Origin of the sequence: Acidovorax sp. (genome assembly GCF_027492855.1) — a bacterium.
GTDB lineage: Bacteria > Pseudomonadota > Gammaproteobacteria > Burkholderiales > Burkholderiaceae_C > Acidovorax.
Genome location: NZ_JAPUDY010000106.1, coordinates 1 through 22,625, shown reverse-complemented (window position 1 = coordinate 22,625; position 22,625 = coordinate 1). Strand labels below are relative to the sequence as shown.

The window sequence follows — 22,625 nt, the reverse complement described above, 5'->3', positions numbered from 1 at the left end:
ATGGCCATCACGCTGACAGAAGCCGCTGCCCGGCACGTCAACCGCTACCTTGCCCGCCGAGGCAAGGGCCTGGGCGTGCGTCTGGGGGTCAAGACGACCGGCTGCTCCGGGCTTGCCTACAAGCTCGAATACGTGGACGACAGCGAGCCCGAGGACATCGTGTTTGAAAACCACGGCGTCAAAGTGTTGATCGACCCGAAAAGCCTGGCCTACATCGACGGCACCGAGCTCGATTTTGTGCGCGAAGGCCTCAACGAGGGCTTCAAGTTCAACAACCCCAATGAGCGTGACCGCTGCGGTTGTGGGGAGAGCTTCCGCGTTTAGAGCGGCTAACAAAACCCTTCTGGCGTCGTTGCCGCGTCTTGTCGTACTACTCGTACTGCCTGCGACGCAGCGCCTAGCCAGAACCGCTTCGCTGGGTTTTGTTATCCGCTCTTTAGCGCCCGCGAGCCCGCAGCTGCCGCACCGTGAAACCGCCAACGCGCTCCGTGCTGGCGGTTTTTTTCTTGGATTCCTGCCCCCATTTCCCCGCGCATGAACCTGCAATCAGACGACTTTGAACTGTTTGGCCTCGAGCGCCGCTTTGCGCAGGAGCGCAGCGCCATCGACGCACGCTGGAAAGAGCTGCAGCGCGAGGCCCACCCCGACAAGTTCGCCGCGCAGGGCGCTGCCGCGCAGCGCGTGGCGATGCAATGGTCGGTGCGCATCAACGAGGCCTACCAGCGCCTGAAAGACCCGATGCGCCGCGCCGCCTACCTGTGTGAGCTGCACGGTGCACCCATTCGTGCAGAGGACAACACGGCCATGCCCGCCGCCTTCCTCATGCAGCAGATGGAGTGGCGCGAGGCGCTCGAAGATGCCCGCGCCGAGAGCGAGCTCGACGCGTTGGATGACACCGTTGAGCAAACCCGCCGCGCCGCCCTGGCGCAATGCGGGCAGCTCATCGACCAGCAACAGGACTACGCGGGCGCGGCCCGCCAGGTCAGAGCCCTCATGTTCATTGCGCGATTTGCCGACGACATCGAGCGTCGCCGAGAGCAACTGGGACAATAGAGCGGTTTTGCTTTTCCCCTGGGGCCCGGTTGTGTGATGGCGGGCTCCACCACGTAGAGATTCGAAATTTCATGGCGCTTTTGCAGATTTCCGAACCCGGCCAGTCTCCCGACCCACACCAGCGGCGCATCGCCGTCGGTATTGACCTGGGCACCACCCATTCCCTGGTTGCCGCCGTGCGCAACGGCGTGTCTGAATGCCTGCCCGACGCACAGGGCAGGGTGCTGCTGCCCTCGGTGGTGCGTTACCTCGAAAACGGCGGGCGCCAGATCGGCCATGACGCCGTGGCCGCGCAGACCCAGGACGCGCGCAACACCATCGCCTCGGTCAAGCGCTTCATGGGCCGGGGCCTGAAGGATGTGGCAGAGGCGGGCAAGCTGCCGTACGACTTCGTTCCCGCCAGTGATGCGGGCGCGCAGGGCATGGTCAGCATCGACACGGTGGATGGCAACAAGTCGCCTGTCGAAGTCAGCGCCGAGATCCTGGCCACGCTGCGTTACCGGGCCGAAGACACTTTCAACGACGACCTCTACGGCGCGGTCATCACCGTGCCCGCCTACTTCGACGACGCACAGCGCCAGGCCACCAAAGATGCAGCCAAGCTTGCGGGCATTCACTTGCTACGCCTCATCAACGAGCCCACGGCAGCGGCCATTGCCTACGGCCTGGACAACGCCAGCGAAGGCGTTTACGCCGTGTACGACCTGGGCGGGGGCACGTTCGATATTTCCATCCTGCGCCTCACGCAGGGCGTGTTCGAGGTGATCGCAACGGGCGGCGATTCGGCCCTGGGTGGCGACGACTACGACGCTGCGCTGGCCGACTGGGTGCTGGAGCAGTTGGGCTTGCAGGCGACCACCCCGGCCGACAAATCGGCCGTGCGCATGGCCGCCCGTGCCTGCAAGGAGGCGTTGACTGCTACTGATTTGGTAGCATTTAGCGCTTGCCTATCAAGCGCTAAGGCCCAATTTGACGTTAAACGTTCGGATTTTGAGGCGGTGACGGCCGCGCTGACGGCCCGCTCCATGGCTGCCGTGCGCCGCGCGCTGCGCGACGCCCACCTGGCGCGCGACGACGTGCAGGGTGTGGTGATGGTGGGCGGCTCTACCCGCATGCCGCAGGTGCAGCGCGCGGTGGCCGAGTTCTTTGGCAAGGCGCCCCTGACCAACCTCAACCCTGACGAGGTGGTGGCCCTGGGCGCCGCCATCCAGGCCAACCAGCTCGCGGGCAACAACACGGCGGGCGATCTGCTGCTGCTAGACGTGATTCCGCTGTCGCTGGGCATCGAAACCATGGGTGGGCTGGTGGAGCGCATCGTGGCGCGCAACGAGACCATTCCCACCGCCAAGGCGCAAGACTTCACTACCTACAAGGACGGACAGACAGCCCTTGCGATCCACGTGGTGCAGGGCGAGCGGGATTTGGTGCAGGACTGCCGCAGCCTCGCACGTTTCGAGTTGCGTGGCATCCCGCCCATGGCTGCAGGGGCGGCGCGCATCCGTGTGACCTTCACCGTGGATGCCGACGGCCTTTTGAGCGTGGGCGCCAAGGAGCAGGGCAGCGGCGTGGAGGCGCGCATTGATGTGAAGCCGTCGTATGGCCTGTCGGACGACCAGATCGCACGCATGCTGCAGGACGGCTTTGCCACGGCCGCGCAGGACATGAAAGCCCGCGCCGTGGTCGAAGCCCGCGTGGACGCCGACCGCATGCTGATTGCCACCCAAAGCGCGCTCGATGCGGATGGCGATGTGCTGGGCGCGCAGGAGCGCAGCGCCATCGATGCGCTGATGGTCGCCCTGCGCGACCAACGCGATGCCGATGATGCCGCCGTCATCGAGGCCGCCACCGACGCCCTGGCCAAGGGCACCGAAGCTTTTGCGGCCCAGCGCATGAACCGTGGCATCCAGCAGGCGCTGGCTGGCAAGAACGTGCAGACCCTCTGAGCCCGCCGAACGCACCTCTTCTAACAAGAAAAAACTCCCCATGCCCGTCATCAAAATCCTTCCCCATCCCGAATACTGCCCCGCAGGCACCGAAATCACAGCGCCTGCAGGCACCTCGATCTGCGAGGCATTGCTGGACAATCACATCAACATCGAGCACGCCTGCGACATGAGCTGCGCTTGCACCACTTGCCATGTCATCGTGCGCGAGGGGCTGAGTTCGCTCAACGAGGCCGAAGAAGAGGAAGAAGACCTGCTCGACCGTGCCTGGGGCCTGGAGCCACAATCGCGCCTGTCGTGCCAGGCCATCCTGGCGCAGACCGATGTGACCGTGGAAATCCCCAAATACACGATCAACCACGCCAAGGAGAATCACTAGATGAGCGCAGCGCCGGGCCGCCCCAAGCAAGCTCGCACCCCCTTGGGGGCCAGCGAAGACACGATGTGCCGAGTGTGGGGGCACGTATGACCCGCCAGATCGTTCTCGACACGGAAACCACCGGCCTCTCGGCCGAAGGCGGCGACCGGATCATCGAGCTGGGCTGCGTGGAGCTGCTCAACCGCAAGCTCACGGGCAACAACCTGCACCTGTACTTCAACCCAGGCCGCGACAGCCACGAAGACGCGCTGAAGGTGCACGGCATCAGCAACGAGTTCCTGAAGGACAAGCCCAAGTTCGCCGAGGTGGTGGACGACATCGTGCAGTACCTGCAGGGCGCAGAGATCATCATCCACAACGCCGCGTTCGACGTGGGGTTCCTGAACAAGGAACTGGAGCTGACAGGCCGCCCGGCCTTTGGCACCTACGTGGAGAGCGTGACCGACACGCTGGCCATGGCCAAGGAGATGTATCCGGGCAAGCGCAATTCGCTCGATGCCCTGTGCGACCGGCTGGGCGTGGACAACTCCGGCCGCACTCTGCACGGCGCTTTGCTGGACGCGGAGCTGCTGGCCGATGTGTACATCAACCTCACGCGCGGGCAGGACGCGCTGCTTATCGCCGACGATGCGCAGGATGGCGCCGACGGCACGAAAGTGGCGGCCATCGATCTGCGCGGCCTGGCGCTGCCGGTGCTGCGCGCCAGCGAGCAGGAGCAGGCGGCGCACGCCGAGGTGCTCACGCAGATCGACAAAGCCAGCGGCGGCAAAACAATTTGGAGAACATCTCAGCCGGCCTGAAAAGCTGTGCCATAATCGAAGGCTGTCACAGCGACACGGGTGATTAGCTCAGCGGTAGAGCACTGCCTTCACACGGCAGGGGTCACATGTTCGATCCATGTATCACCCACCACGCTTTTGACGGACTTTCGCGCAGCGGCCTTGGTTTTGTTAAGGCGTGTGCGACGGGTGATTAGCTCAGCGGTAGAGCACTGCCTTCACACGGCAGGGGTCACATGTTCGATCCATGTATCACCCACCAATTCAAAACCCCTGCAGATTTCTGGTCTGCAGGGGTTTTTTCATGGCCTTGCGCATCTGCGCATGAATCGGCGGCGGTGCCTTGTGAAGCCGCTACAGTGATGGGCTGATTTTCTGTGGCGGCCTGGTGGCTCGCCGCGTGATTCCCCACCGTTTGCAGGCGCTGCTTCCATGATCACCTTTCACAATCCCCTGCACCAAGGGCATGCACCGGCCCACGAGTTTTTCCGTGGCGAGCGGGTGCCCTGTTTCGAGAAACCCGCGCGGGTGGACTATGTGGAAGAGGCGCTGCGCCAGCGCGGCCACAGCCTGCTGGCACCCGACGTGGACAGCAGCCCCGTGCTGGCCCAGGTGCATGCTCCGCGTTACCTGGCCTTTGTGCAGACCGCCTGGCCGCAATGGCTGGCGCTGGACCCGGCCAACGCTGCGCTGCAGCCCTTTCCCTCTGTGTGGCCGGTACGCACGCTGCGCAGCGACGTGGAGCCCGAGAACTTTGTGGCCCGCCTGGGCCTGTATTCCATGGACAACGGCACCCCCATGGCGGCAGGCACTTGGGCCGCGGCCAAGGCTGGGGCAGATGCAGCCGCCAGCGCGGCGGCCCGCGTGGCGCAAGGGGCCCGCGCGGCGTTTTGCTGCACACGCCCGCCCGGCCACCATGCAGGCCCCGATTTCATGGGCGGCTATTGTTTCTTGAACAACGCCGCCGTGGCTGCGCAGACGCTGCGCAACCAGGGCGCCCGGCGTGTGGCCTTGCTGGACGTGGACTACCACCATGGCAATGGAACGCAGAGCATCTTCTACGATCGTGACGACGTGCTGTTCATCAGCCTCCACGGCGATCCCCGCACGGAATACCCGTTCTACCTGGGCCATGCGGACGAAGTGGGAGAGGGGCCGGGCACAGGCTTCAACCTGAATCTGCCGCTGCCTGCTGGCACCAGCGCTGCCACCTGGTTCGCAGCGCTGGAGCAGGCCTGCCACCGCATCGCGGGCTATCAGGCCGATGCGCTGGTGATCTCGCTCGGCCTCGATGCCTTCGAGGGTGATCCGATCTCCCGCTTTGCGCTCACGTCGGCCGACTTCACGCGGCTGGGCGAGCGGCTGGCCCGGCTGGGGCTGCCCACCGTTTTTGTGCTGGAGGGCGGGTATGCCGCTGCCGAGCTGGGGACGAATGCCGTCAATGTGCTCGACGGCTTTGAACAGGCATAGCGCGGCGCAGCGAATTCTGAAATGGGTGCATGAATGACGGATGTTGTCGATTGTGTGGTCGTGGGTGCAGGTGTGGTGGGCCTGGCCGTGGCGCGTGCGCTGGCCTTGCAGGGGCGCGAGGTGATGGTGTTGGAGGCGACCGACGCCATCGGCACCGGCACCAGCTCGCGCAACAGCGAGGTGATCCACGCCGGGCTGTACTACCCCACCGGGTCGCTCAAGGCCCGCCTGTGTGTGCGAGGCAAAGAGCTGCTGTACGTCTATTGCGCCGAGCGCGGCGTGCCGCACCGCCGCTGCGGCAAACTGCTGGTGGCCACCTCGGCGGCGCAGTGGGCCAGTCTGGAGTCGATCCAGGCACGGGCCGCAGCCAACGGCGTGCTGGATCTGCAGCGCCTCAGCCGTGAGGAGGCCCTGGTGCTCGAGCCCGCGCTTGAATGCGTGGGTGCGCTGCACTCGCCCAGCACCGGCATCGTGGACAGCCACGCGCTGATGCTTGCGCTGCAGGGCGACCTGGAGCACGCGGGTGGACTTGTGGCATTGAATTCGCCTCTAGCGCTTGCTGAATGTGCGCAAGATGCTATCTATTTGGGAGCGGCCGACGGTACCCGGCTGCAGGCCCGCACCGTCGTCAACGCCGCCGGGTTGCAGGCACCCGCCCTGGCCGCCCATTTTGCGGGGCTGAGCCCGGCCCATGTGCCCACCGCCCACTTTGCCAAAGGCAACTACTTCACGCTGGCTGGCAAAGCCCCTTTCAGCCGCCTGATCTATCCGGTGCCCGAGGCGGCAGGGCTGGGCGTGCACCTCACGCTCGACCTGGGCGGCCAGGCCAAGTTCGGGCCGGACGTGCAATGGGTGGCCTCTGCGGACGACCTGCTGGTGGACCCTGCCCGTGGCGAGGCCTTCTATGCCGAAGTGCGCAAATACTGGCCCGCCCTGCAGGACGGCGCGCTCGCGCCGGGGTACGCAGGCATTCGCCCCAAGATCCACGGCGCCGATGCACCGGCAGCAGATTTCGTGATCCAGGGCCCCGAGGTGCATGGGGTGCCTGGGTTGGTGAACCTGTTCGGCATCGAGTCGCCAGGCTTGACAGGTGCCCTGGCCATTGCGGAGCATGTGGTTGCGCTTGTTTGATTTACGGCAAGCCGGTTGCAATCGGTAACCTCTTGCGCCCCCGTCCTACGAGGGGTTTCTGAGCAGATGGCTAAGATGAACTGCGGTCCCCACCACGGGGTTCTTCTTCCTCTATGCTTGTTGATTGACAGAAAGGCTTTTATGACCGACTCCGACACCACCACCACCCAGGGCGAACTGGAGAAGCTGGTTTCCGATCTGCGTGGGCTTCTGGCCAACAAGGATCTGGACGCGGTTCCAGAAATCAAGCTGCTGCGCCAGCGCCTGGACGATGGCATGCACAACGTGCGCGATTCCGCCGTGCGCGCCGCACAGGACGCCGCCCGCCAAGCCAAGGAAGCCGCGCTGGCCGCCGACCGCTATGCGCACGACGAACCCTGGCGTGTGGCCGGTGCCGCGCTGGCCGTGGGAACCCTGGTCGGGTTTCTGCTGGCCCGCCGCTGATCGCCGCGCCGCATGAACTGGCTTTCGCTTCTGGGGCTGGATAGCCTGGTCGCGCGCTGGCGGGCCCATGTGATCGAGGGAGCCATCGCCGCTGAGGACCGGGTGGACTTGGCCCGGCTGGAATGGGCGGACCTGAAGCAGAACCTCCGGCAACTGATGGTGCTGACCATCTTGGTGGCCGGGCTTACGGTGGTGGCACTGATCATGGTGTCGGTCGCCATACTGGTGCACTTCTGGGATTCCCCCCAGCGCGTGCTGGTGGCCTGGCTGCTGGCGGGCGTGTGGGCATTGGGATGGGCCGGTGCCCTGGCCGCATTGATGTCCGTGGCGCAGCGCGCGGGCAATGGGTTTGCACTCACGCGCCATGAACTGTCGCAGGATTGGCATGACATGAAGGAGCGCTTGTGAGCACGCCGTCTTCCAACCCTTCACATTCTCAGCACCATGCACTGCCAAGCCCTGTAGTGGTGCCTTCGTTGCCGGTGCCCACGGCCGAGCAGCAGCGCATTCTGGACCGCATCGCCCAGCAGCGTGAGCGCCTGCGTGCACGCCGGGCGGCAAGGGCGCAGTCTTTGGCCGCAGCCCAAAACGCCGCGGCAGCAGGAGGCGCTGACGATTCGTTCGCGCTGCGCGCCGCTGGCTTTGCCCGCGAACACCCACTGGCCGTAGCGGCCATGGCCGGGGTGGCTGTGGTGGCCGGGCCGCGCAAAATCGTCCGATGGGCGGGGGTGCTTTTGCCCTTGCTGCTGCGCCTGCGGCGATAGCCCACAGGGTGCGCCTGCTGCGTCGCAGCAGGCTTCGCCACAAAAAAAGGAGCCACTGTTACCAGTGGCTCCTTTTTCATTGGGGGCAGCGCAAAACCAGTGCCTTCATCAAGCCATGGCCTTGATCGCCTTGGCGGCTTTGACGACGAGGGCCGGGCCTTCGTAGATCAGGCCGGTGTAGATCTGCACCACGTCTGCGCCTGCACGGACTTTGCTCACCGCGTCTTCGGCGCTCAGGATGCCGCCCACGCCGATGATGGGGAAGCGGCTGCCCAGGGCGGCGCGCAGTTGGCGGATGACCTGGTTGCTGGCCTCCAACACCGGGGCGCCGCTCAGCCCGCCGGTCTCTTCGGCGTGGCGCATGCCTTGCACGGCCGTGCGGCTGATGGTGGTGTTGGTGGCGATCACGCCGTCCATGCCGTGGCGCTGCAAGGTGGCGGCGATCACGGACACCTGGGCTTCATCCAGGTCGGGGGCGATTTTTACGAACACCGGCACGCGCCGGCTGTGCTGCGTGGCCAGGGCCTCGCGCCGCTCGGCGATGGCGGAGAGCAGGGCGTCCAGCGCTGCGTCGCTTTGCAGCGCGCGCAGGTTCTGCGTGTTGGGCGAGCTGATGTTCACCGTGACGTAGTCGGCATGCGGGTACACGCCTTCAAGGCAGGTGAGGTAGTCGCTGGTGGCGTTCTCGATGGGGGTGGTGGCGTTCTTGCCGATGTTGAGGCCCAGCAGCAGCGGGTGTTTACGGCTTTGTGTGCGAAAGCGCGCCTGCTGCACGTTGTGCAAAAAGGCGTCCAGCCCCTCGTTGTTGAAGCCCAGGCGGTTGATGAGTGCCCGCGCCTCGGGCAGCCGGAACATGCGCGGCTTGGGGTTGCCGGGCTGTGCCTTGGGGGTGACGGTGCCCACCTCCACGAAGCCGAAACCCATGGCGCCCAGTGCGTCGATGCAGCGCGCGTTCTTGTCCAGGCCCGCCGCCATGCCCACGCGGTTGGGGAAGGTCAGGCCCGCCAGGGTGACGGGATCATGGACCGTTTCATTGCACCAGGCCCACTGCAACGGCGTGCGCTGCCCGCGTGCCAGCATGTCCATGGTGAGTTCGTGGGCGGTCTCGGCGTCCAGGCCGAAGAGAAAGGGACGGGTGAGGGCGTAGGGGATCAGGGACATGGGGGGATAATTCAGGATTACCCCCGATTTTCTCCCATGACGACGATGACATCCCTGACCCAAGACGAACTCAAGACCCTGGTTGGCCAAGCCGCGCTGCAATATGTGGTGCCTGGCGAGATTGTGGGGGTGGGCACAGGCTCTACCGTCAACAAGTTCATCGACGCCCTGGCGGGCATGAAGGACCAGATCAAAGGCGCCGTTTCCAGCTCGGTGGCGAGCACCGAGCGCCTGAAGGCGTTGGGCATTGAGGTGTTCGATGCCAACGCAGTGCAGTCGTTGTCGGTTTATATCGACGGTGCCGACGAGATCGATGGCCGGGGCCACATGGTCAAGGGCGGCGGCGCGGCGCTGACGCGCGAGAAGATTGTGGCCGCGTTGGCCGAGCGCTTCGTCTGCATTGCCGACGAGTCCAAGCTGGTGCAGGCGCTGGGGCAGTTTCCTCTGCCGGTCGAGGTGATTCCCATGGCGGCCAACCATGTTGCGCGCCGTTTTGTGGCCATGGGCGGGCAGGCGAGCCTTAGGCTCAAGGACGGACAGCCACTGGTCACCGACAACGGGCAACACATCCTGGACGTGAAGGGCCTGAGCATCACCGATCCGTTGGCGTTCGAATCGCAGATCAACCAGTGGCCGGGCGTGGTGACCGTGGGCGTGTTTGCCCACCAAAAAGCCTCGGTGTGCCTGCTGGGCACGGCCCAGGGGGTGAAGACATTGGTCTACTGATTGGTTGGAATACTGAACAACAAAGGGGTCCATCGGACCCCTTTGTTTTTAACCACTGACTGCGCAACACGCGTTGCGCGGGAGAGACGCCCCTTTAGAAGCGGATACCTGCCGGGTTGCTGGGCGTGGGGCCGTCGTTGATGGGGGCCGGAGGCTGTGGACGCGCCGGAGCGGCTGCCTTGGGTGCCTCGGGTTTGGCGGCCTCGACGGGTTTCACAGCCACCAGCGGGGTGGCTGCTGGCGGGCGGTAGTTGCTGGGCAACTGCGATTGTTTGGGGTAACCCGCTGCGTTCAGGTACTGCGTCCATTCAGCGTCGGAGAACCCGACAAGCTGCTGGCCGCCAATGGTGCCAAAAGGCAGGCTGGATGAGCCGCCCAGGCGTTGCAGCGCGGCAATGTCTTCGTTGGTGGACACGGTGCGTTCGGTGAACGGCACGCCCCGCGACGTGAGCACGTTGCGCAGACTCACGCAAGGCGCGCAGTCGTTGCCCGTGTAGATGGTGACCGGATAGCGGCTGGCGGTCTGCCGCAACTCGAACGGCAGGGCTGCTCCAGGGGCGGCGGGTGCTGTGCCGGTGGTCCGTGCAGCCTGCGCTGGCTCTTTCGCATCGGCGGGCGGCCGGTCGGAAAAGGTCACCTTGCCATCAGGCCCCACGATGCGATAGACGCCCTGCGCCTGGGCACTGGCGCAGGCCAGCGTCATCAGCAGGGAGGCCAATAGCGGGGCAGACAGGGTTTTGGGCATGGTCATTCTCCTCATTCCAATACGTCTTCGGCAGTACTGCGCTCGGTTCAGGCGGTGGTTGACGCGTCCGCCATGCCCTGGTGGCGCAGCAAGGCATCCAGGCTGGGCTCACGGCCCCGGAAGGCCTTGAAGGATTCCATAGCGGGGCGGCTGCCGCCCGCCTCCAGGATGGCTTCGCGGTAGCGGCGACCGGTTTCGGCGCTGGGCAGGCCGTCACTGCCCGCAGTTTCCTCGAAAGCCGCATAGGCGTCGGCGCTCAGCACTTCGGCCCATTTATAACTGTAGTACCCGGCTGCATAGCCGCCCGCAAAGATGTGGCTGAACGTGTGTGCGGTGCGGCTAAAGGGCGGGGGCGCCAGCACGGACACTTCGCTGCGCACCTGCTGGAGCAGGGGCATGAAGTCTTGTGCGGGGTCGTGCTCGGTGTGCAGCAGCATGTCGAACAGTGCGAACTCGATCTGGCGCAACGTGGCCATGCCGCTTTGGAAGTTTTTGGCCGCGATCATCTTGTCGAACAGTGTGCGGGGCAGGGGTTCTGCAGTATGAACGTGGGCGGTCATGTGCTTGAGCACGTCCCATTCCCAGCAGAAGTTCTCCATGAACTGACTGGGCAACTCCACCGCATCCCATTCCACGCCGCCGATGCCCGAGACATCGCGCTCGTTCACCTGCGTGAGCATGTGGTGCAGGCCGTGGCCGAACTCGTGGAACAGCGTGATCACGTCGTCGTGTGTGAGCAGCGGTGGCTTGCCATCCACGCCGCTGGCGAAATTGCAGACCAGATGCGCCACCGGGGTTTGCAGAGCGCCGGTGTCGGGGCGCAGCCAGCGGGTGCGCACATCGTCCATCCAGGCGCCGCCGCGTTTGCCGGTGCGGGCAGGCTGGTCCAGGTAGAACTGGCCGACCAGGGTGCCGTTGCGCTCGATGCGGTAAAACTCGACCGCCGGGTTCCACACGGGGGCCGAGTCGCGGCGGATGGAGACCTCGAACAGCGTCTCGATGATCTTGAACAGCCCCGCCAGCACCTTGGGTGCGGTGAAGTATTGCTTGAGCTCCTGCTCGCTGAACGCGTAGCGGGCTTCCTTGAGTTTTTCGGAGATGTAGGGCCAGTCCCAGGCTTGTGGGTCGCTCAACCCCAGGTGTTCGGCGGCAAAGGCGCGCAGGTCGGCAACGTCTTTTTCGGCATAGGGGCGGGCACGGCGGCCCAGGTCGCGCAGAAAACGCACAACCTCGGCGGGCGACTGCGCCATCTTGGGCACCACGGACACTTCGCCAAAGTTGGCGTAGCCGAGCAGTTGGGCTTCTTCGCGGCGCAACGCCAGGATCTCGCCGATCAGCGCGGTGTTGTCGAATTTACGGGCATCGCCTTCGGCCTGGTCGGAGGCGCGGGTGACGTAGGCGCGGTAGAGCTTGGCGCGAAGGTCGCTGCTGGTGGCAAACTGCATCACCGGCAGGTAGCAAGGCATTTTGAGCGTGAGCTTGTAGCCAACCTTGCCTTCGGCCTGCGCGGCGGCCAGGGCTGTTTGCTGCACGTCGAGTGGCACGCCATCAAGCTCTTCGGCGCTGGCGTAGTAGGCAAAGGCGTCGGTGGCGTCCAGCGCGTTTTCGCTGAATTTCTGGCTCAATTCGGCCTGGCGCTCCTGGATTTGCGCGAACCGCTCCTTGGCCGCGCCGACCAGCTCAGCACCTGAGAGAACAAAGTTGCGCACGGCGTTCAGGTGGGCCTGGCGCTGCTCGGGCGTGAGCGTGGTGGGGTCAATGGCCTTGTACTTGGCGTACAGGCGTTCATCGGCACCCAGGCGGGTCCAGAACTCGGTGACGCGGGGCAGGGCGGCGTTGTAGGCGGCGCGCAGCTCGGGCGTGTCGGCCACGCTGTTGAGGTGGCTCACGGCGCCCCAGGCGCGGCCAAGTTCCTCGGTGGCCACATCCAGCACCTTGGCCATCGCGTCCCAGCGGGCGGGGAAGTCCGGGGCGGTGACGGTCTCCAGCGCCTGGCTGGCGCGCTCCAGCAGCACATCCATCGCGGGCGCAACGTCCGGCGGCGTGATGCGGTCGAACAGAGGGAGGTCGGAGAAGTCGAGAAGGGCGTTGCTCATGCGAAGTTAGATGGCGCCGGGTGGCGCGGGTTCAAGTTGCAAGGCGGCCGACGCAGACCTTTGTACTCATACGGATTTGCATTCGATCAATGAAAACCGTTCGGGCTGAGCTTGTCGAAGCCTCGCGCGGCGCTTCGACAGGCTCAGCGTGAACGGACTGATATTTCTGAACGCATATCCATATCAGATGGTGCGCTCGGCAGCCTCGATGGTGTTCACGAGCAACATGGTAATGGTCATGGGGCCAACCCCGCCAGGCACGGGGGTGATCCAGCCGGCCACTTCCTTCACGCCGTTGAAGTCCACATCGCCGCAGAGCTTGCCTTCGTCATTGCGGTTCATGCCCACGTCGATGACTACGGCGCCGGACTTCACCATGTCGGCGGTCAGCACGTTGCGCTTGCCCACGGCGGCCACGACCACATCGGCCTGCAGGGTTTGTGCCTTCAGGTCTTTCGTGGCGCTGTGGCAGATGGTGACGGTGGCGTTCTGGCCCAGCAGCATCAGTGCCATGGGCTTGCCCACGATGTTGCTGCGGCCGATGACGACGGCATGTTTGCCCTTGAGGTCGTAGCCGATGCTCTCCAGCATCTTCATGCAGCCATAGGGCGTGCAGGGCCAGAAGCCGGGCATGCCGGTCATCAGGGCGCCAGCGCTGGCGATGTGAAAGCCGTCCACGTCCTTGGCGGGCGAGATGGCTTCGATGACTTTCTGCGCATCGATGTGCTTGGGCAGCGGCAGTTGCACCAGGATGCCGTGAATGGCCGGGTCGTTGTTGAGGGTGTCCACGCGGGCCAGCAGCGCGGCTTCCGTCATGTCGGCGTCGTACTTTTCAAGCACCGAGTGCAGGCCGCTGTCTTCGCAGGCTTTGACCTTGTTGCGCACATAAACCTGGCTGGCCGGGTTGTCGCCCACCAGCACCACGGCCAGCCCAGGCGTCACGCCACGGGCCTTGAGGGCGGCGGCGCGCTGCGTCACGTCGGCGCGCAGTTGGCGAGAGAGGGCGTTGCCGTCGATGAGCTGTGCTGTCATGTCGAAAAATATGATTAAAAAATGCCTCTAGCGCTTTATCTATAAGCGCTAACAGCTATCAAAATAGGAGCATCAACCCTTGGGCGCGTTCTGGCCCAGGGCGATCTTGAGCAGGTCGGCCACGGTGTTGGCGTTCAGCTTTTCCATGATGTTGGCGCGGTGCGCCTCCACGGTCTTGATGCTGATGCCCAGGTCGTCGGCGATCTGCTTGTTCAGGCGGCCGGCGACGATGCGTTCGAGCACCTGGGCCTCGCGGCTGGTGAGCTTGGAGAGCAGGGCGTCGCGGCTGGCGGCTTGCTGGTGGTCGGTGAAGCTTTCGCGGGCGTGGTCCAGCATGCGCTCGACCAGGCCGACCAGTTCTTCTTCGTCAAAAGGCTTCTGGATGAAATCAAGCGCGCCCTTCTTCATGGTGTTCACGGCCATGGGCACGTCGCCGTGGCCGGTGATGAACACGATGGGCAGCGGGGACTTGCGCTCGATGAGGCGGTCCTGCAGTTCCAGGCCAGTCATGCCGCCCATGCGGATGTCCACGATCAGGCAGGCCACTTCGCGCGGGTCGTAGCGCGAAAGAAAGGTCTCGGCCGAATCAAAGCAACGCACCCGGTAGTCCTTGCCTTCCAGCAGCCACTGCAGGGAATCGCGGACTGCTTCGTCGTCATCTACAACGTAAACAGTGCCTTTTTTCGGAATCAAGCTCATGCAACAGTCCTTGGGTTTTGTACGTTTGCTACAGAATTTATAGTGCCGTCAGCAGGCTTGGCGAGTGGCAGCCAGAAGGAGAATCTGCAGCCTGTGACCTCTGGGCCATTGTAGAGGTTCTCTGCCTGCATCCTTCCTTGGTGCGACTCGACGATGCTGCGGCACAGATTGAGGCCCATGCCCATGCCTTCGGCCTTGGTCGAGAAGAAGGCCTCGAACAGCCGCTCCAGCACTTCGGGCGCAAGGCCCTTGCCGGTGTCCTGCACCGAGAACTCCACCACCTGGCGGTCGTCGATCTGCTTGGGCACCACGCGCAGCTCCACGCTGCGGCCAGCGGCGGGGCGGTTGGCGTGCTGGATAGCTTCGGCGCCGTTTTTCATGAGGTTGACCAGCACCTGCTCGATCAGGATGGTGTCGGCCATCACGGGCGGCAGGCGGGCGGCCACATAGTGCGTGAGCCGCACGTTGTGGCGGCGCAGTTCGATGTCGGCCAGCTCCACTGCCTCGTTCACCATGGAGTGCACGTCGGCCAGCGCGCGGTTGGGCTCGCTTTTCTTCACGAAGGAGCGGATGCGGTGGATGATCTGGCCCGCGCGCTGGGCCTGGTGGGCGGTTTTCTGCAGCGCGGTGAGCAACGCCTCTTCCGTGAGCTGGCCGCTCTGGATGCGCGAGACCATGCCGCTGCAGTAGTTGTTGATGGCGGTGAGCGGCTGGTTCAGCTCGTGCGCCACGCTCGATGCCATCTCGCCCATGGTGATGAGGCGGCTGACCGACTGGGCACGCTCGGCCTGCCGCTCGGCCTGCTCCTCGGCCAGGCGGCGGGGGGTGATGTCGGTGGCGATCACCATCTGCGCCAGGCGGCCGTCCACCCAGTTGAGGTAGCGCGAGCGCACTTCCAGCCACTTGCCCAGGTCGGGCAGGTAGATCTCGGCGTTTTCGGAGCGGGCGCTGGTCAGGCTGTCGGTGGGCAGGCCCATGAGGCCGTCCTCGTCGTCCATGCCGGACTGCTCTTTGCCTGCCACGGGCACCACACCCGCCTGCGCCACCAGTTGCAGGTGCCCGCCGGTTTGCGAGCCAAACCACTGGCGGTAGAGCTTGTTGGCAAACAGCAGCTCCTCGCTGCCCAGAGGCGCCACCGACACCGAGGCGTCGAGCGATTCCAGCACGATGGTGAAGCGCTCGTGTGAGGCCGAAAGCTGCTCGCGGATGCGGTTGGGCTCGGTGATGTCGGTCATCGAGGTCATCCAGCCCGTCTGCTGGCCGTGGGCATCGATCAGCGGCGACACATACAGCCGCGCGTCGAACAGCGTGCCGCTTTTGCGCTTGACGCGCACCTGAAAGCCGCCCGCCATGGTGTTGCCGCGCAGTTCGTCGCGCAGCTTGGCCTGCAGAATCTCGTGGTCGGCCTCGGGCCAGTAGGGGAAAGGCGCTTTGAGGCCCACCAGTTCCTCGGCGCTCCAGCCGGTCATCTGGCAGAAGGCGGCGTTCACGTAGCTGATGCGGCCTTCCAGGTCCAGGGCGCGCATGCCGGTGAGGATGGAGTTCTCCATCGCCCGGCGGAAGTTGGTTTCGGCCACCAGCGCCTCTTGTGCCCGCATGCGTCGGCGGGTGTGGCGCCAGGTGGCGATCAGCATCCAGGCCGTCATGGCCGACAGGGTGCCCACCAGCCAGAAGAGCCCGCTGCCCACCACCCCCAGCGAGGTGCGGTAGGCCTGGGCGCGCAGCACCAGGCCGTTGCCCACGGGGGAGACGGACACTTCGTACTCGTTGGCCTTGGGTGTCCAGGGCAGCAACTGGGTGGCCTTGTTGCGCGGCGCAAGCGGCGTGCCCGCCAGCACCTGGTTCTTGCCGTCCAGCAGAGTGACGGCGTAGCGCGCCAGCACCTCGGTAGGCGTGCCGTAGCGCAGCAGGCTGTCGATGGAATATTCACCCAGCACCACGCCGCTGAACTTGCCCTGGTTGTTCAGGGGCACCTGCAGTTGCAGCAGCGGAGTGGCATCGCCCTTGGTGGCGGCGGGCTGCGCATACACGGGCTGCTGCAGGTCGCGCGCCAGGCCGTAGGTGTCTGCCGTGTCGCCGCCCGGCTTGAGCACCTCGCCTGCGATGCGCAACTCGCTGCTCGCCAGTGTGGGGGCGGCGTGGCTGGCGCGGATGCGGCGGCGCTCGTCGATCCAGGTGATGGCTTGCAGCTCGGGGTACTGGCTGATCAGCGCCTCGGCACGGCCGACGAATTCAGCGCGGCCCAGGTCCTGGTTGGAGAGGTCGCGCGCAATGCGCATGAGCTGCTCCTGCCGCTCCAGCAGGCGCAGGCGCACACGCTGCTGGGCATATTCCACATCACGCCGTAGGGCTTCTTGCTCGCGTTCGGCCTCTTCGGCCCGCAAATACCAGAAGGCGGCCACGATGGCCGCCAGAAACATCAGCACGGCGGCCAGTGGCGCCAGGGCGGCAAACCGGTCCTGGCGGGTGGGCGACAACCCGCGCCACCACTTGCGCCACCAGCGTATCGGCGCAGCCACGGTCGCAGCCGTGGAGGAGGGGGCAGGGGGCATCGAGTCCATCCTCCAAGTGTAGGGGAGCCGCGATCTGCCCTGCGGCGAGTGGTGAATGTGCATTTGCAGCAAAATATTGCAATATGAAATGACAAGGCACCATTTGAAATTATAGAAAAATGTGCGAAACTAGAGCCAACGTACTAAATTTGCTGCCACATCTAAGGAGACAACGCATGTCAGCTCAGCCCGACCCACAGGCCGGTTTCGGTATCGGCACGGACGCAGATCAACAGGAAACCCGTGAATGGATGGACGCACTGTCCGCCGTGATCGACAAGGAAGGCCCTGAGCGCGCTCACTTCCTGCTGGAGCAGCTTCTTGAACATGCCCGCCAGAGCAGCATCGATCTGCCGTTCTCGGCCAACACGGGCTACGTCAACACCATCGAGCCCAGCCAAGAGGCCCATTGCCCCGGCAACATCGCGATTGAAAAGCGCCTGCGCGCCTACATGCGCTGGAACGCCATGGCCATGGTGGTGCGCGCCAACCGGCTCGACCCCGCCGACGGCGGCGACCTGGGCGGCCACATCGGCTCCTTTGCCTCGGTGGCCAGCATGTTCGGTGCGGGTTTCAACCATTTCTGGCATGCCGCGAGCGAAGACCACGGCGGCGACCTGCTCTACATCCAGGGCCACAGCGCGCCCGGCATCTATGCCCGCGCCTACCTCGAAGGCCGCCTGACCGAAGAGCAGCTCGACAGCTTCCGCCAGGAAGTGGACGGCAAGGGTCTTTCGAGCTACCCGCATCCCAAGCTGATGCCCGAGTTCTGGCAGTTCCCCACCGTCTCGATGGGCCTGGGCCCACTGATGGCCATCTACCAGGCCCGTTTCCTCAAATACCTGCACGCCCGTGGCATTGCCGACACCGCCAACCGCAAGGTCTGGGTGTTCTGCGGCGACGGTGAGATGGACGAGCCCGAATCGCTGGGCGCCATCGGCCTGGCCGCGCGCGAGAACCTCGACAACCTGGTCTTTGTTGTCAACTGCAACCTGCAGCGCCTGGATGGCCCGGTGCGCGGCAACGGCAAGATCGTGCAGGAGCTGGAAGGCGAGTTCCGCGGTGCAGGCTGGAACGTGATCAAGCTGCTGTGGGGCAATGGCTGGGACGCGCTGCTGGCGCGTGATAAGACCGGCAAGCTCAAGCAACTGATGATGGAGACGCTGGACGGCGACTACCAGGCCATGAAGGCCAACGATGGCGCCTTTGTGCGCAAGAACTTCTTCGGCAAGTACCCCGAGACGCTCAAGCTCGTCGAGCACATGACCGACGAAGAGGTGTTCGAGCTGCGCCGTGGCGGCCATGAGCCCGCCAAGGTCTACGCCGCGTTCCACGCCGCCAACGCGCACAAGAACCAGCCCACCGTGCTGCTGGTCAAGACCGTGAAGGGCTACGGCATGGGCAAGGCCGGTGAAGGCAAGAACACCGTGCACCAGACCAAGAAGCTGTCGGACGAAGACATCAAGTACATCCGCGACCGCTTCGCCATCCCGATCCCGGACAGCCAACTGGCGGACATCCCTTACTACAAGCCCGCCGAAGACACGCCCGAAATGCGCTACCTGCATGAGCGCCGCCAGGCGCTGGGTGGCTACCTGCCCAAGCGCCGTCCCAAGGCCGAAGAGCACTTCACCGTGCCCGCGATCGACACTTTCAAGGCGATCCTGGAGCCCACGGCCGAGGGCCGCGAGATCAGCACGACGCAGGCCTATGTGCGTTTCATCACGCAACTGCTGCGCGACCAGGCCCTGGGCCCGCGCGTGGTGCCTATCCTGGTGGACGAAGCCCGTACCTTCGGCATGGAAGGCCTGTTTCGCCAGATCGGCATCTACAACCCCAAGGGCCAGCTCTACACCCCGGTCGACCGCGACCAGGTGATGTACTACAAGGAAGACAAGGCCGGGCAAATTCTGCAAGAGGGCATCAACGAAGCCGGCGGCATGGCCAGCTGGATCGCTGCGGCCACGAGCTACAGCACCAACAACCGGATCATGATCCCGTTCTATGTGTACTACTCGATGTTCGGGTTCCAGCGCATTGGCGATCTGGCCTGGGCGGCGGGCGACATGCAGGCACGCGGCTTCTTGTTGGGCGGCACCTCGGGCCGTACCACGCTCAACGGCGAAGGCCTGCAGCACGAAGACGGCCACAGCCACATCCTGGCCAACACCATTCCCAACTGCGTGAGCTACGACCCCACCTTCGCCCATGAAGTGGCCGTGATCATGCACCGGGGTCTCAAGCGCATGGTCGAGCAGCAGGAAAACGTTTTCTACTACATCACGCTGCTCAACGAAAACTACCCCATGCCCGGCCTCGTTGCGGGCACGGAAGAGCAGATCATCAAGGGCATGTACCTGTGCAAGCCCGGCGCCGATGGAGAAAAGCGCGTGCAACTGCTGGGCTCGGGCACCATCCTGCGCGAGTCGCTGGCCGCGCAAACCCTGCTGGCCGCCGACTGGGGCGTGCAGGCCGATGTGTGGAGCTGCCCCAGCTTCAACGAACTCACCCGCGAAGGCCAGGACGTCGACCGCTGGAACCTGCTGCACCCGCTGGAGACGCCGCGCGTGTCGTTCGTGGCGCAGCAATTGGGCGCCAGCACCGGCCCTGTGGTCGCATCCACCGACTACATGAAGGCCTATGCCGAGCAGATCCGCCCCTTCATCCCCAAGGGCCGCAACTACAAAGTGCTGGGCACTGACGGCTTTGGCCGCAGCGACTTCCGCAGCAAGCTGCGCGAGCACTTCGAGGTGAACCGCCACTACATCGTCGTGGCCGCCCTCAAGGCGCTGAGCGAAGACGGCGTGCTGCCCGCCACCAAGGTGGCCGAGGCGATTGCCAAATACAACATCCAGGCTGACAAGATCAACCCGCTCTACGCATAAAACGAACGGAGACAGAACAATGGCATTGGTCAACATTCAAGTCCCGGACATCGGGGATTTCGACGAAGTGGGCGTGATCGAGCTGCTGGTCAAGGTGGGCGACACCGTGAAGGCCGAGCAATCGCTCATCACCGTCGAATCGGACAAGGCATCGATGGAGATCCCGTCCAGCCACGCTGGCGTGGTCAAAGAGCTAAAGATCGCCCTGGGCGACAAGGTCAAGCAGGGCTCGGTGATTGCCGTGGTGGAAGCCGCTGACGCGGGCGCTGCTGCAGCCCCAGTCGCGGCACCGGCACCTCAGGCCGCCCCTGCACCCGCCCCCGTGGTGGCCGCCGCATCGGCACCCGTTGCAGCCCCTGCGGCCGCAGGCCCGGTGGAAGTGCGCGTTCCCGACATCGGCGATTTCAAGGACGTAGCCGTCATCGAAATGCTGGTCAAGGTGGGTGACACCATCAAAGTCGAGCAGTCGCTGTTCACCGTCGAATCCGACAAGGCCTCCATGGAGATCCCATCGCCCGCTGCCGGCGTGCTCAAGGAGCTCAAGGTCAAGATCGGCGATGTCGTCAACATCGGTGACCTGGTGGCTGTGCTGGAAGGCGTGGCAGGTAGCGCAGCACCTGCACCTGCATCTGCACCTGTTGCAGCGCCAGCACCCACGCCAGCTCCTGCTGCGGCAGCCCCTGCGGTTGCTGCAGCAGCGCCCGCTGCTGCCGTGGCCTCGGTGCCCGTGCCCGCCCACCAGCCCGGCACCCCCACGGCAGGTTTGCCCCACGCGTCGCCTTCCGTGCGCAAGTTCGCCCGCGAGCTGGGCGTGCCCATCGACGAAGTCAAGGGCACAGGCCCCAAAGGCCGCATCACACAAGATGACGTGCAGGCCTTCACCAAGCAGGTGATGGCAGGCGCCGCGCAGACCAAGGCACAGGCAGCCAAAGCCCCTGCGGGTGGTGGTTCGGGCGTCGGCCTCGATCTGCTGCCCTGGCCCAAGGTGGACTTCACCAAATTCGGCCCCGTGGAGCGCAAAGACCTCTCGCGCATCAAGAAGATCAGCGGCGCCAACCTGCACCGCAACTGGGTCGTCATCCCGCACGTCACCAACCATGACGACGCGGACATCACCGACCTCGAAGCCTTCCGCGTGCAGTTCAACAAAGAGAACGAGAAGAGTGGCGTCAAGGTCACCATGCTCGCCTTCATGATCAAGGCCGCCGTGGCCGCGCTCAAGAAGTTCCCCGAGTTCAACAGCTCGCTCGACGGCGACCAACTGGTGCTCAAGAACTACTTTCACATCGGCTTTGCGGCCGACACGCCCAACGGCCTCGTTGTGCCCGTCATCCGCGATGCTGACCAAAAGGGCATCGTCCAAATCTCGCAAGAGATGGGCGAGCTGGCCAAGAAGGCGCGCGACGGCAAGCTGGGTCCGGCCGACATGACCGGCGGCTGCTTCTCCATCAGCTCGCTGGGTGGCATTGGCGGGCGCTACTTCACGCCTATCATCAACGCGCCTGAAGTCGCCATCATGGGTGTGTGCAAGAGCAGCCTGGAGCCCAAGTGGGACGGCAAGCAGTTCGCACCGCGCCTGATGCTGCCCCTGTCGCTCAGCTGGGACCACCGCGTGATCGACGGCGCCGCTGCCGCGCGTTTCAACGTGTACTTTGCCTCGCTGCTGGCGGACTTCCGCCGCATCGTGATGTAACCAGGGGGCAACACACATGGCAATCATCGACATCAAGGTGCCTGACATCGGCGACTTCGCCGAAGTGGCCATCATCGAACTGCTGGTCAAACCCGGCGACACCATCAAGGCCGAGCAAAGCCTGATCACCGTGGAGTCCGACAAGGCCTCCATGGAGATCCCGTCCAGCCACGCTGGGGTGGTGAAAGAGCTGAAAGTGAAGCTGGGCGACAAGATCGCTGAAGGCGCTGTAGTGCTCACGCTGGAAGTACAGGGCGCAGCCGCTGCAACCCCTGTGGCTGCAGAATATGCACCAAAACCGGCCCCAGCGCCTGTTCAACAAGCGCAAGCAGCTATCAATCCAGTAGCATCCAGCTTTGCAGGCACGGCTGACCTGGAGTGCGACGTGCTTGTGCTTGGCGGCGGCCCTGGCGGCTACAGCGCTGCCTTCCGCGCAGCCGACTTGGGCCTCAAGGTCGTCATCGTCGAGCGCTACGCCACCCTGGGCGGCGTGTGCCTGAACGTGGGCTGCATCCCCTCCAAGGCACTGCTGCACGTGGCCGCCGTGATGGACGAGGTCAGCCACATGGCCGAACTGGGCGTGGACTTTGGTGCGCCCGCCGTCAACATCGACAAGCTGCGCGGCCACAAGGAAAAGGTCATCGGCAAGCTCACCGGCGGCCTGGCCGCCATGGCCAAGATGCGCAAGGTGACCACCGTGCGTGGCTACGGCAGTTTTGTCGGCGCCAACCACCTCGAAGTGGAAGAGACCAGCGGCACCGCGCAGGAGAAAACCGGCACCAAGAAGGTCATCGCCTTCAAGAACGCCATCATCGCCGCAGGCAGCCAGGCCGTGCGCCTGCCCTTCATGCCCGACGATCCGCGCGTGGTTGACTCCACCGGCGCCCTGGCGCTGAAAGAAGTCCCCAAACGCATGCTCATTTTGGGCGGCGGCATCATCGGCCTGGAAATGGGCACCGTCTACAGCACCCTGGGCGCGCGCCTCGACGTGGTCGAAATGATGGACGGCCTGATGCAAGGCGCCGACCGCGACCTCGTCAAGATCTGGCAGAAGATGAACGCCAAGCGTTTTG

The 22,625-nt window shown here is 64.6% G+C and carries 20 protein-coding genes and 2 tRNA genes; 16 read left to right on the top strand and 6 right to left on the bottom strand.

Annotated features, from left to right (window positions below; all coding sequences use genetic code 11):
- From iscA to Q0105_RS20700, 12 genes are all read left to right on the top strand, one after another.
- On the top strand, positions 1-324 hold the full coding sequence (gene iscA / locus Q0105_RS20755) for an iron-sulfur cluster assembly protein IscA (protein WP_063459049.1): 324 nt from the start codon (positions 1-3) through the stop codon (positions 322-324).
- A gap of 210 nt (positions 325-534) precedes the next feature.
- Positions 535-1,053 carry a Fe-S protein assembly co-chaperone HscB gene (gene hscB / locus Q0105_RS20750; RefSeq protein ID WP_298214686.1) on the top strand — a complete coding sequence of 173 codons (519 nt, stop codon included), beginning with the start codon at positions 535-537 and terminating at the stop codon, positions 1,051-1,053.
- A 71-nt stretch (positions 1,054-1,124) separates the two neighbouring features.
- A complete protein-coding gene (hscA, locus tag Q0105_RS20745) occupies positions 1,125-2,996 on the top strand; it encodes a Fe-S protein assembly chaperone HscA (RefSeq protein ID WP_298214684.1) in 1,872 nt (623 codons plus the stop codon).
- 40 nt (positions 2,997-3,036) lie between these two features.
- On the top strand, positions 3,037-3,375 hold the full coding sequence (gene fdx / locus Q0105_RS20740; RefSeq protein WP_298214682.1) for an ISC system 2Fe-2S type ferredoxin: 339 nt from the start codon (positions 3,037-3,039) through the stop codon (positions 3,373-3,375).
- Between the two features lie 86 nt (positions 3,376-3,461).
- Positions 3,462-4,175: a DNA polymerase III subunit epsilon gene (gene dnaQ, locus Q0105_RS20735; protein ID WP_298214680.1), complete on the top strand. Its 714-nt coding sequence runs from the start codon at positions 3,462-3,464 to the stop codon at positions 4,173-4,175.
- 37 nt (positions 4,176-4,212) lie between these two features.
- Positions 4,213-4,287: transfer RNA gene (locus Q0105_RS20730), tRNA-Val, on the top strand.
- A gap of 54 nt (positions 4,288-4,341) precedes the next feature.
- Positions 4,342-4,416: transfer RNA gene (locus Q0105_RS20725), tRNA-Val, on the top strand.
- Positions 4,417-4,586: 170 nt separating this feature from the next.
- Positions 4,587-5,624, top strand: coding sequence for a histone deacetylase family protein (locus Q0105_RS20720; RefSeq protein WP_298214678.1), 1,038 nt, complete (start codon positions 4,587-4,589; stop codon positions 5,622-5,624).
- A gap of 33 nt (positions 5,625-5,657) precedes the next feature.
- Positions 5,658-6,755 (top strand): NAD(P)/FAD-dependent oxidoreductase, encoded by a 1,098-nt coding sequence (locus tag Q0105_RS20715; protein WP_298214676.1) that lies wholly within the window; start codon positions 5,658-5,660, stop codon positions 6,753-6,755.
- 141 nt (positions 6,756-6,896) lie between these two features.
- Positions 6,897-7,199 carry a DUF883 family protein gene (locus tag Q0105_RS20710; protein ID WP_298214674.1) on the top strand — a complete coding sequence of 101 codons (303 nt, stop codon included), beginning with the start codon at positions 6,897-6,899 and terminating at the stop codon, positions 7,197-7,199.
- A gap of 12 nt (positions 7,200-7,211) precedes the next feature.
- A complete protein-coding gene (locus tag Q0105_RS20705; protein WP_298214672.1) occupies positions 7,212-7,607 on the top strand; it encodes a phage holin family protein in 396 nt (131 codons plus the stop codon).
- Positions 7,608-7,666: 59 nt separating this feature from the next.
- On the top strand, positions 7,667-7,963 hold the full coding sequence (locus tag Q0105_RS20700; RefSeq protein WP_298214670.1) for a hypothetical protein: 297 nt from the start codon (positions 7,667-7,669) through the stop codon (positions 7,961-7,963).
- Positions 7,964-8,071: 108 nt separating this feature from the next.
- Here the strand turns inward: Q0105_RS20700 and Q0105_RS20695 are convergent, their stop codons facing one another.
- Entirely contained in the window at positions 8,072-9,124 is a 1,053-nt protein-coding gene (locus Q0105_RS20695) for a quinone-dependent dihydroorotate dehydrogenase (protein ID WP_298214668.1), read from the bottom strand.
- 36 nt (positions 9,125-9,160) lie between these two features.
- Here Q0105_RS20695 and rpiA point away from each other — a divergent pair, with 36 nt between their 5' ends.
- Positions 9,161-9,850 (top strand): ribose-5-phosphate isomerase RpiA, encoded by a 690-nt coding sequence (rpiA, locus tag Q0105_RS20690; protein ID WP_298214666.1) that lies wholly within the window; start codon positions 9,161-9,163, stop codon positions 9,848-9,850.
- A gap of 94 nt (positions 9,851-9,944) precedes the next feature.
- Here the strand turns inward: rpiA and Q0105_RS20685 are convergent, their stop codons facing one another.
- From Q0105_RS20685 to Q0105_RS20665, 5 genes are all read right to left on the bottom strand, one after another.
- Positions 9,945-10,595, bottom strand: coding sequence for a glutaredoxin family protein (locus Q0105_RS20685; RefSeq protein ID WP_298214664.1), 651 nt, complete (start codon positions 10,593-10,595; stop codon positions 9,945-9,947).
- A gap of 47 nt (positions 10,596-10,642) precedes the next feature.
- Positions 10,643-12,691 (bottom strand): M3 family metallopeptidase, encoded by a 2,049-nt coding sequence (locus tag Q0105_RS20680; RefSeq protein ID WP_298214662.1) that lies wholly within the window; start codon positions 12,689-12,691, stop codon positions 10,643-10,645.
- Positions 12,692-12,874: 183 nt separating this feature from the next.
- Positions 12,875-13,723, bottom strand: coding sequence for a bifunctional methylenetetrahydrofolate dehydrogenase/methenyltetrahydrofolate cyclohydrolase FolD (folD, locus tag Q0105_RS20675; RefSeq protein ID WP_298214660.1), 849 nt, complete (start codon positions 13,721-13,723; stop codon positions 12,875-12,877).
- A gap of 72 nt (positions 13,724-13,795) precedes the next feature.
- A complete protein-coding gene (locus tag Q0105_RS20670; protein ID WP_298214658.1) occupies positions 13,796-14,422 on the bottom strand; it encodes a response regulator transcription factor in 627 nt (208 codons plus the stop codon).
- Positions 14,419-16,974, bottom strand: a complete 2,556-nt coding sequence (locus Q0105_RS20665; RefSeq protein WP_298214656.1) for a PAS domain S-box protein — start codon at positions 16,972-16,974, stop codon at positions 14,419-14,421. The genes Q0105_RS20670 and Q0105_RS20665 overlap by 4 nt, the downstream gene beginning before the upstream one ends.
- Before the next feature lie 176 nt (positions 16,975-17,150).
- On the opposite strand from Q0105_RS20665, the gene aceE reads away from it, so the two are divergent.
- The 3 genes from aceE to Q0105_RS20650 all read left to right on the top strand — a co-directional run.
- On the top strand, positions 17,151-19,859 hold the full coding sequence (aceE, locus tag Q0105_RS20660) for a pyruvate dehydrogenase (acetyl-transferring), homodimeric type (protein ID WP_298214654.1): 2,709 nt from the start codon (positions 17,151-17,153) through the stop codon (positions 19,857-19,859).
- Positions 19,860-19,878: 19 nt separating this feature from the next.
- The gene (aceF, locus tag Q0105_RS20655; protein WP_298214652.1) at positions 19,879-21,552 is read left to right on the top strand and encodes a dihydrolipoyllysine-residue acetyltransferase; all 1,674 of its coding nucleotides are present in this window, start codon (positions 19,879-19,881) and stop codon (positions 21,550-21,552) included.
- Between the two features lie 16 nt (positions 21,553-21,568).
- The coding region (locus Q0105_RS20650) for an FAD-dependent oxidoreductase (RefSeq protein ID WP_298214650.1) at positions 21,569-22,625 on the top strand (1,057 nt) is incomplete at its 3' end.

Excerpts from the sequence above, each read along its gene's own strand:
- iscA (WP_063459049.1), top strand. The coding sequence starts at position 1 with ATGGCCATCACGCTGACAGAAGCCGCTGCCCGGCACGTCAACCGCTAC.
- hscB (WP_298214686.1), top strand. The coding sequence starts at position 535 with ATGAACCTGCAATCAGACGACTTTGAACTGTTTGGCCTCGAGCGCCGC.
- hscA (WP_298214684.1), top strand. The coding sequence starts at position 1,125 with ATGGCGCTTTTGCAGATTTCCGAACCCGGCCAGTCTCCCGACCCACAC.
- fdx (WP_298214682.1), top strand. The coding sequence starts at position 3,037 with ATGCCCGTCATCAAAATCCTTCCCCATCCCGAATACTGCCCCGCAGGC.
- dnaQ (WP_298214680.1), top strand. The coding sequence starts at position 3,462 with ATGACCCGCCAGATCGTTCTCGACACGGAAACCACCGGCCTCTCGGCC.
- Q0105_RS20720 (WP_298214678.1), top strand. The coding sequence starts at position 4,587 with ATGATCACCTTTCACAATCCCCTGCACCAAGGGCATGCACCGGCCCAC.
- Q0105_RS20715 (WP_298214676.1), top strand. The coding sequence starts at position 5,658 with ATGACGGATGTTGTCGATTGTGTGGTCGTGGGTGCAGGTGTGGTGGGC.
- Q0105_RS20710 (WP_298214674.1), top strand. The coding sequence starts at position 6,897 with ATGACCGACTCCGACACCACCACCACCCAGGGCGAACTGGAGAAGCTG.
- Q0105_RS20705 (WP_298214672.1), top strand. The coding sequence starts at position 7,212 with ATGAACTGGCTTTCGCTTCTGGGGCTGGATAGCCTGGTCGCGCGCTGG.
- Q0105_RS20695 (WP_298214668.1), bottom strand. The coding sequence starts at position 9,124 with ATGTCCCTGATCCCCTACGCCCTCACCCGTCCCTTTCTCTTCGGCCTG.
- rpiA (WP_298214666.1), top strand. The coding sequence starts at position 9,161 with ATGACGACGATGACATCCCTGACCCAAGACGAACTCAAGACCCTGGTT.
- Q0105_RS20685 (WP_298214664.1), bottom strand. The coding sequence starts at position 10,595 with ATGCCCAAAACCCTGTCTGCCCCGCTATTGGCCTCCCTGCTGATGACG.
- Q0105_RS20680 (WP_298214662.1), bottom strand. The coding sequence starts at position 12,691 with ATGAGCAACGCCCTTCTCGACTTCTCCGACCTCCCTCTGTTCGACCGC.
- folD (WP_298214660.1), bottom strand. The coding sequence starts at position 13,723 with ATGACAGCACAGCTCATCGACGGCAACGCCCTCTCTCGCCAACTGCGC.
- Q0105_RS20670 (WP_298214658.1), bottom strand. The coding sequence starts at position 14,422 with ATGAGCTTGATTCCGAAAAAAGGCACTGTTTACGTTGTAGATGACGAC.
- Q0105_RS20665 (WP_298214656.1), bottom strand. The coding sequence starts at position 16,974 with ATGCCCCCTGCCCCCTCCTCCACGGCTGCGACCGTGGCTGCGCCGATA.
- aceE (WP_298214654.1), top strand. The coding sequence starts at position 17,151 with ATGTCAGCTCAGCCCGACCCACAGGCCGGTTTCGGTATCGGCACGGAC.
- aceF (WP_298214652.1), top strand. The coding sequence starts at position 19,879 with ATGGCATTGGTCAACATTCAAGTCCCGGACATCGGGGATTTCGACGAA.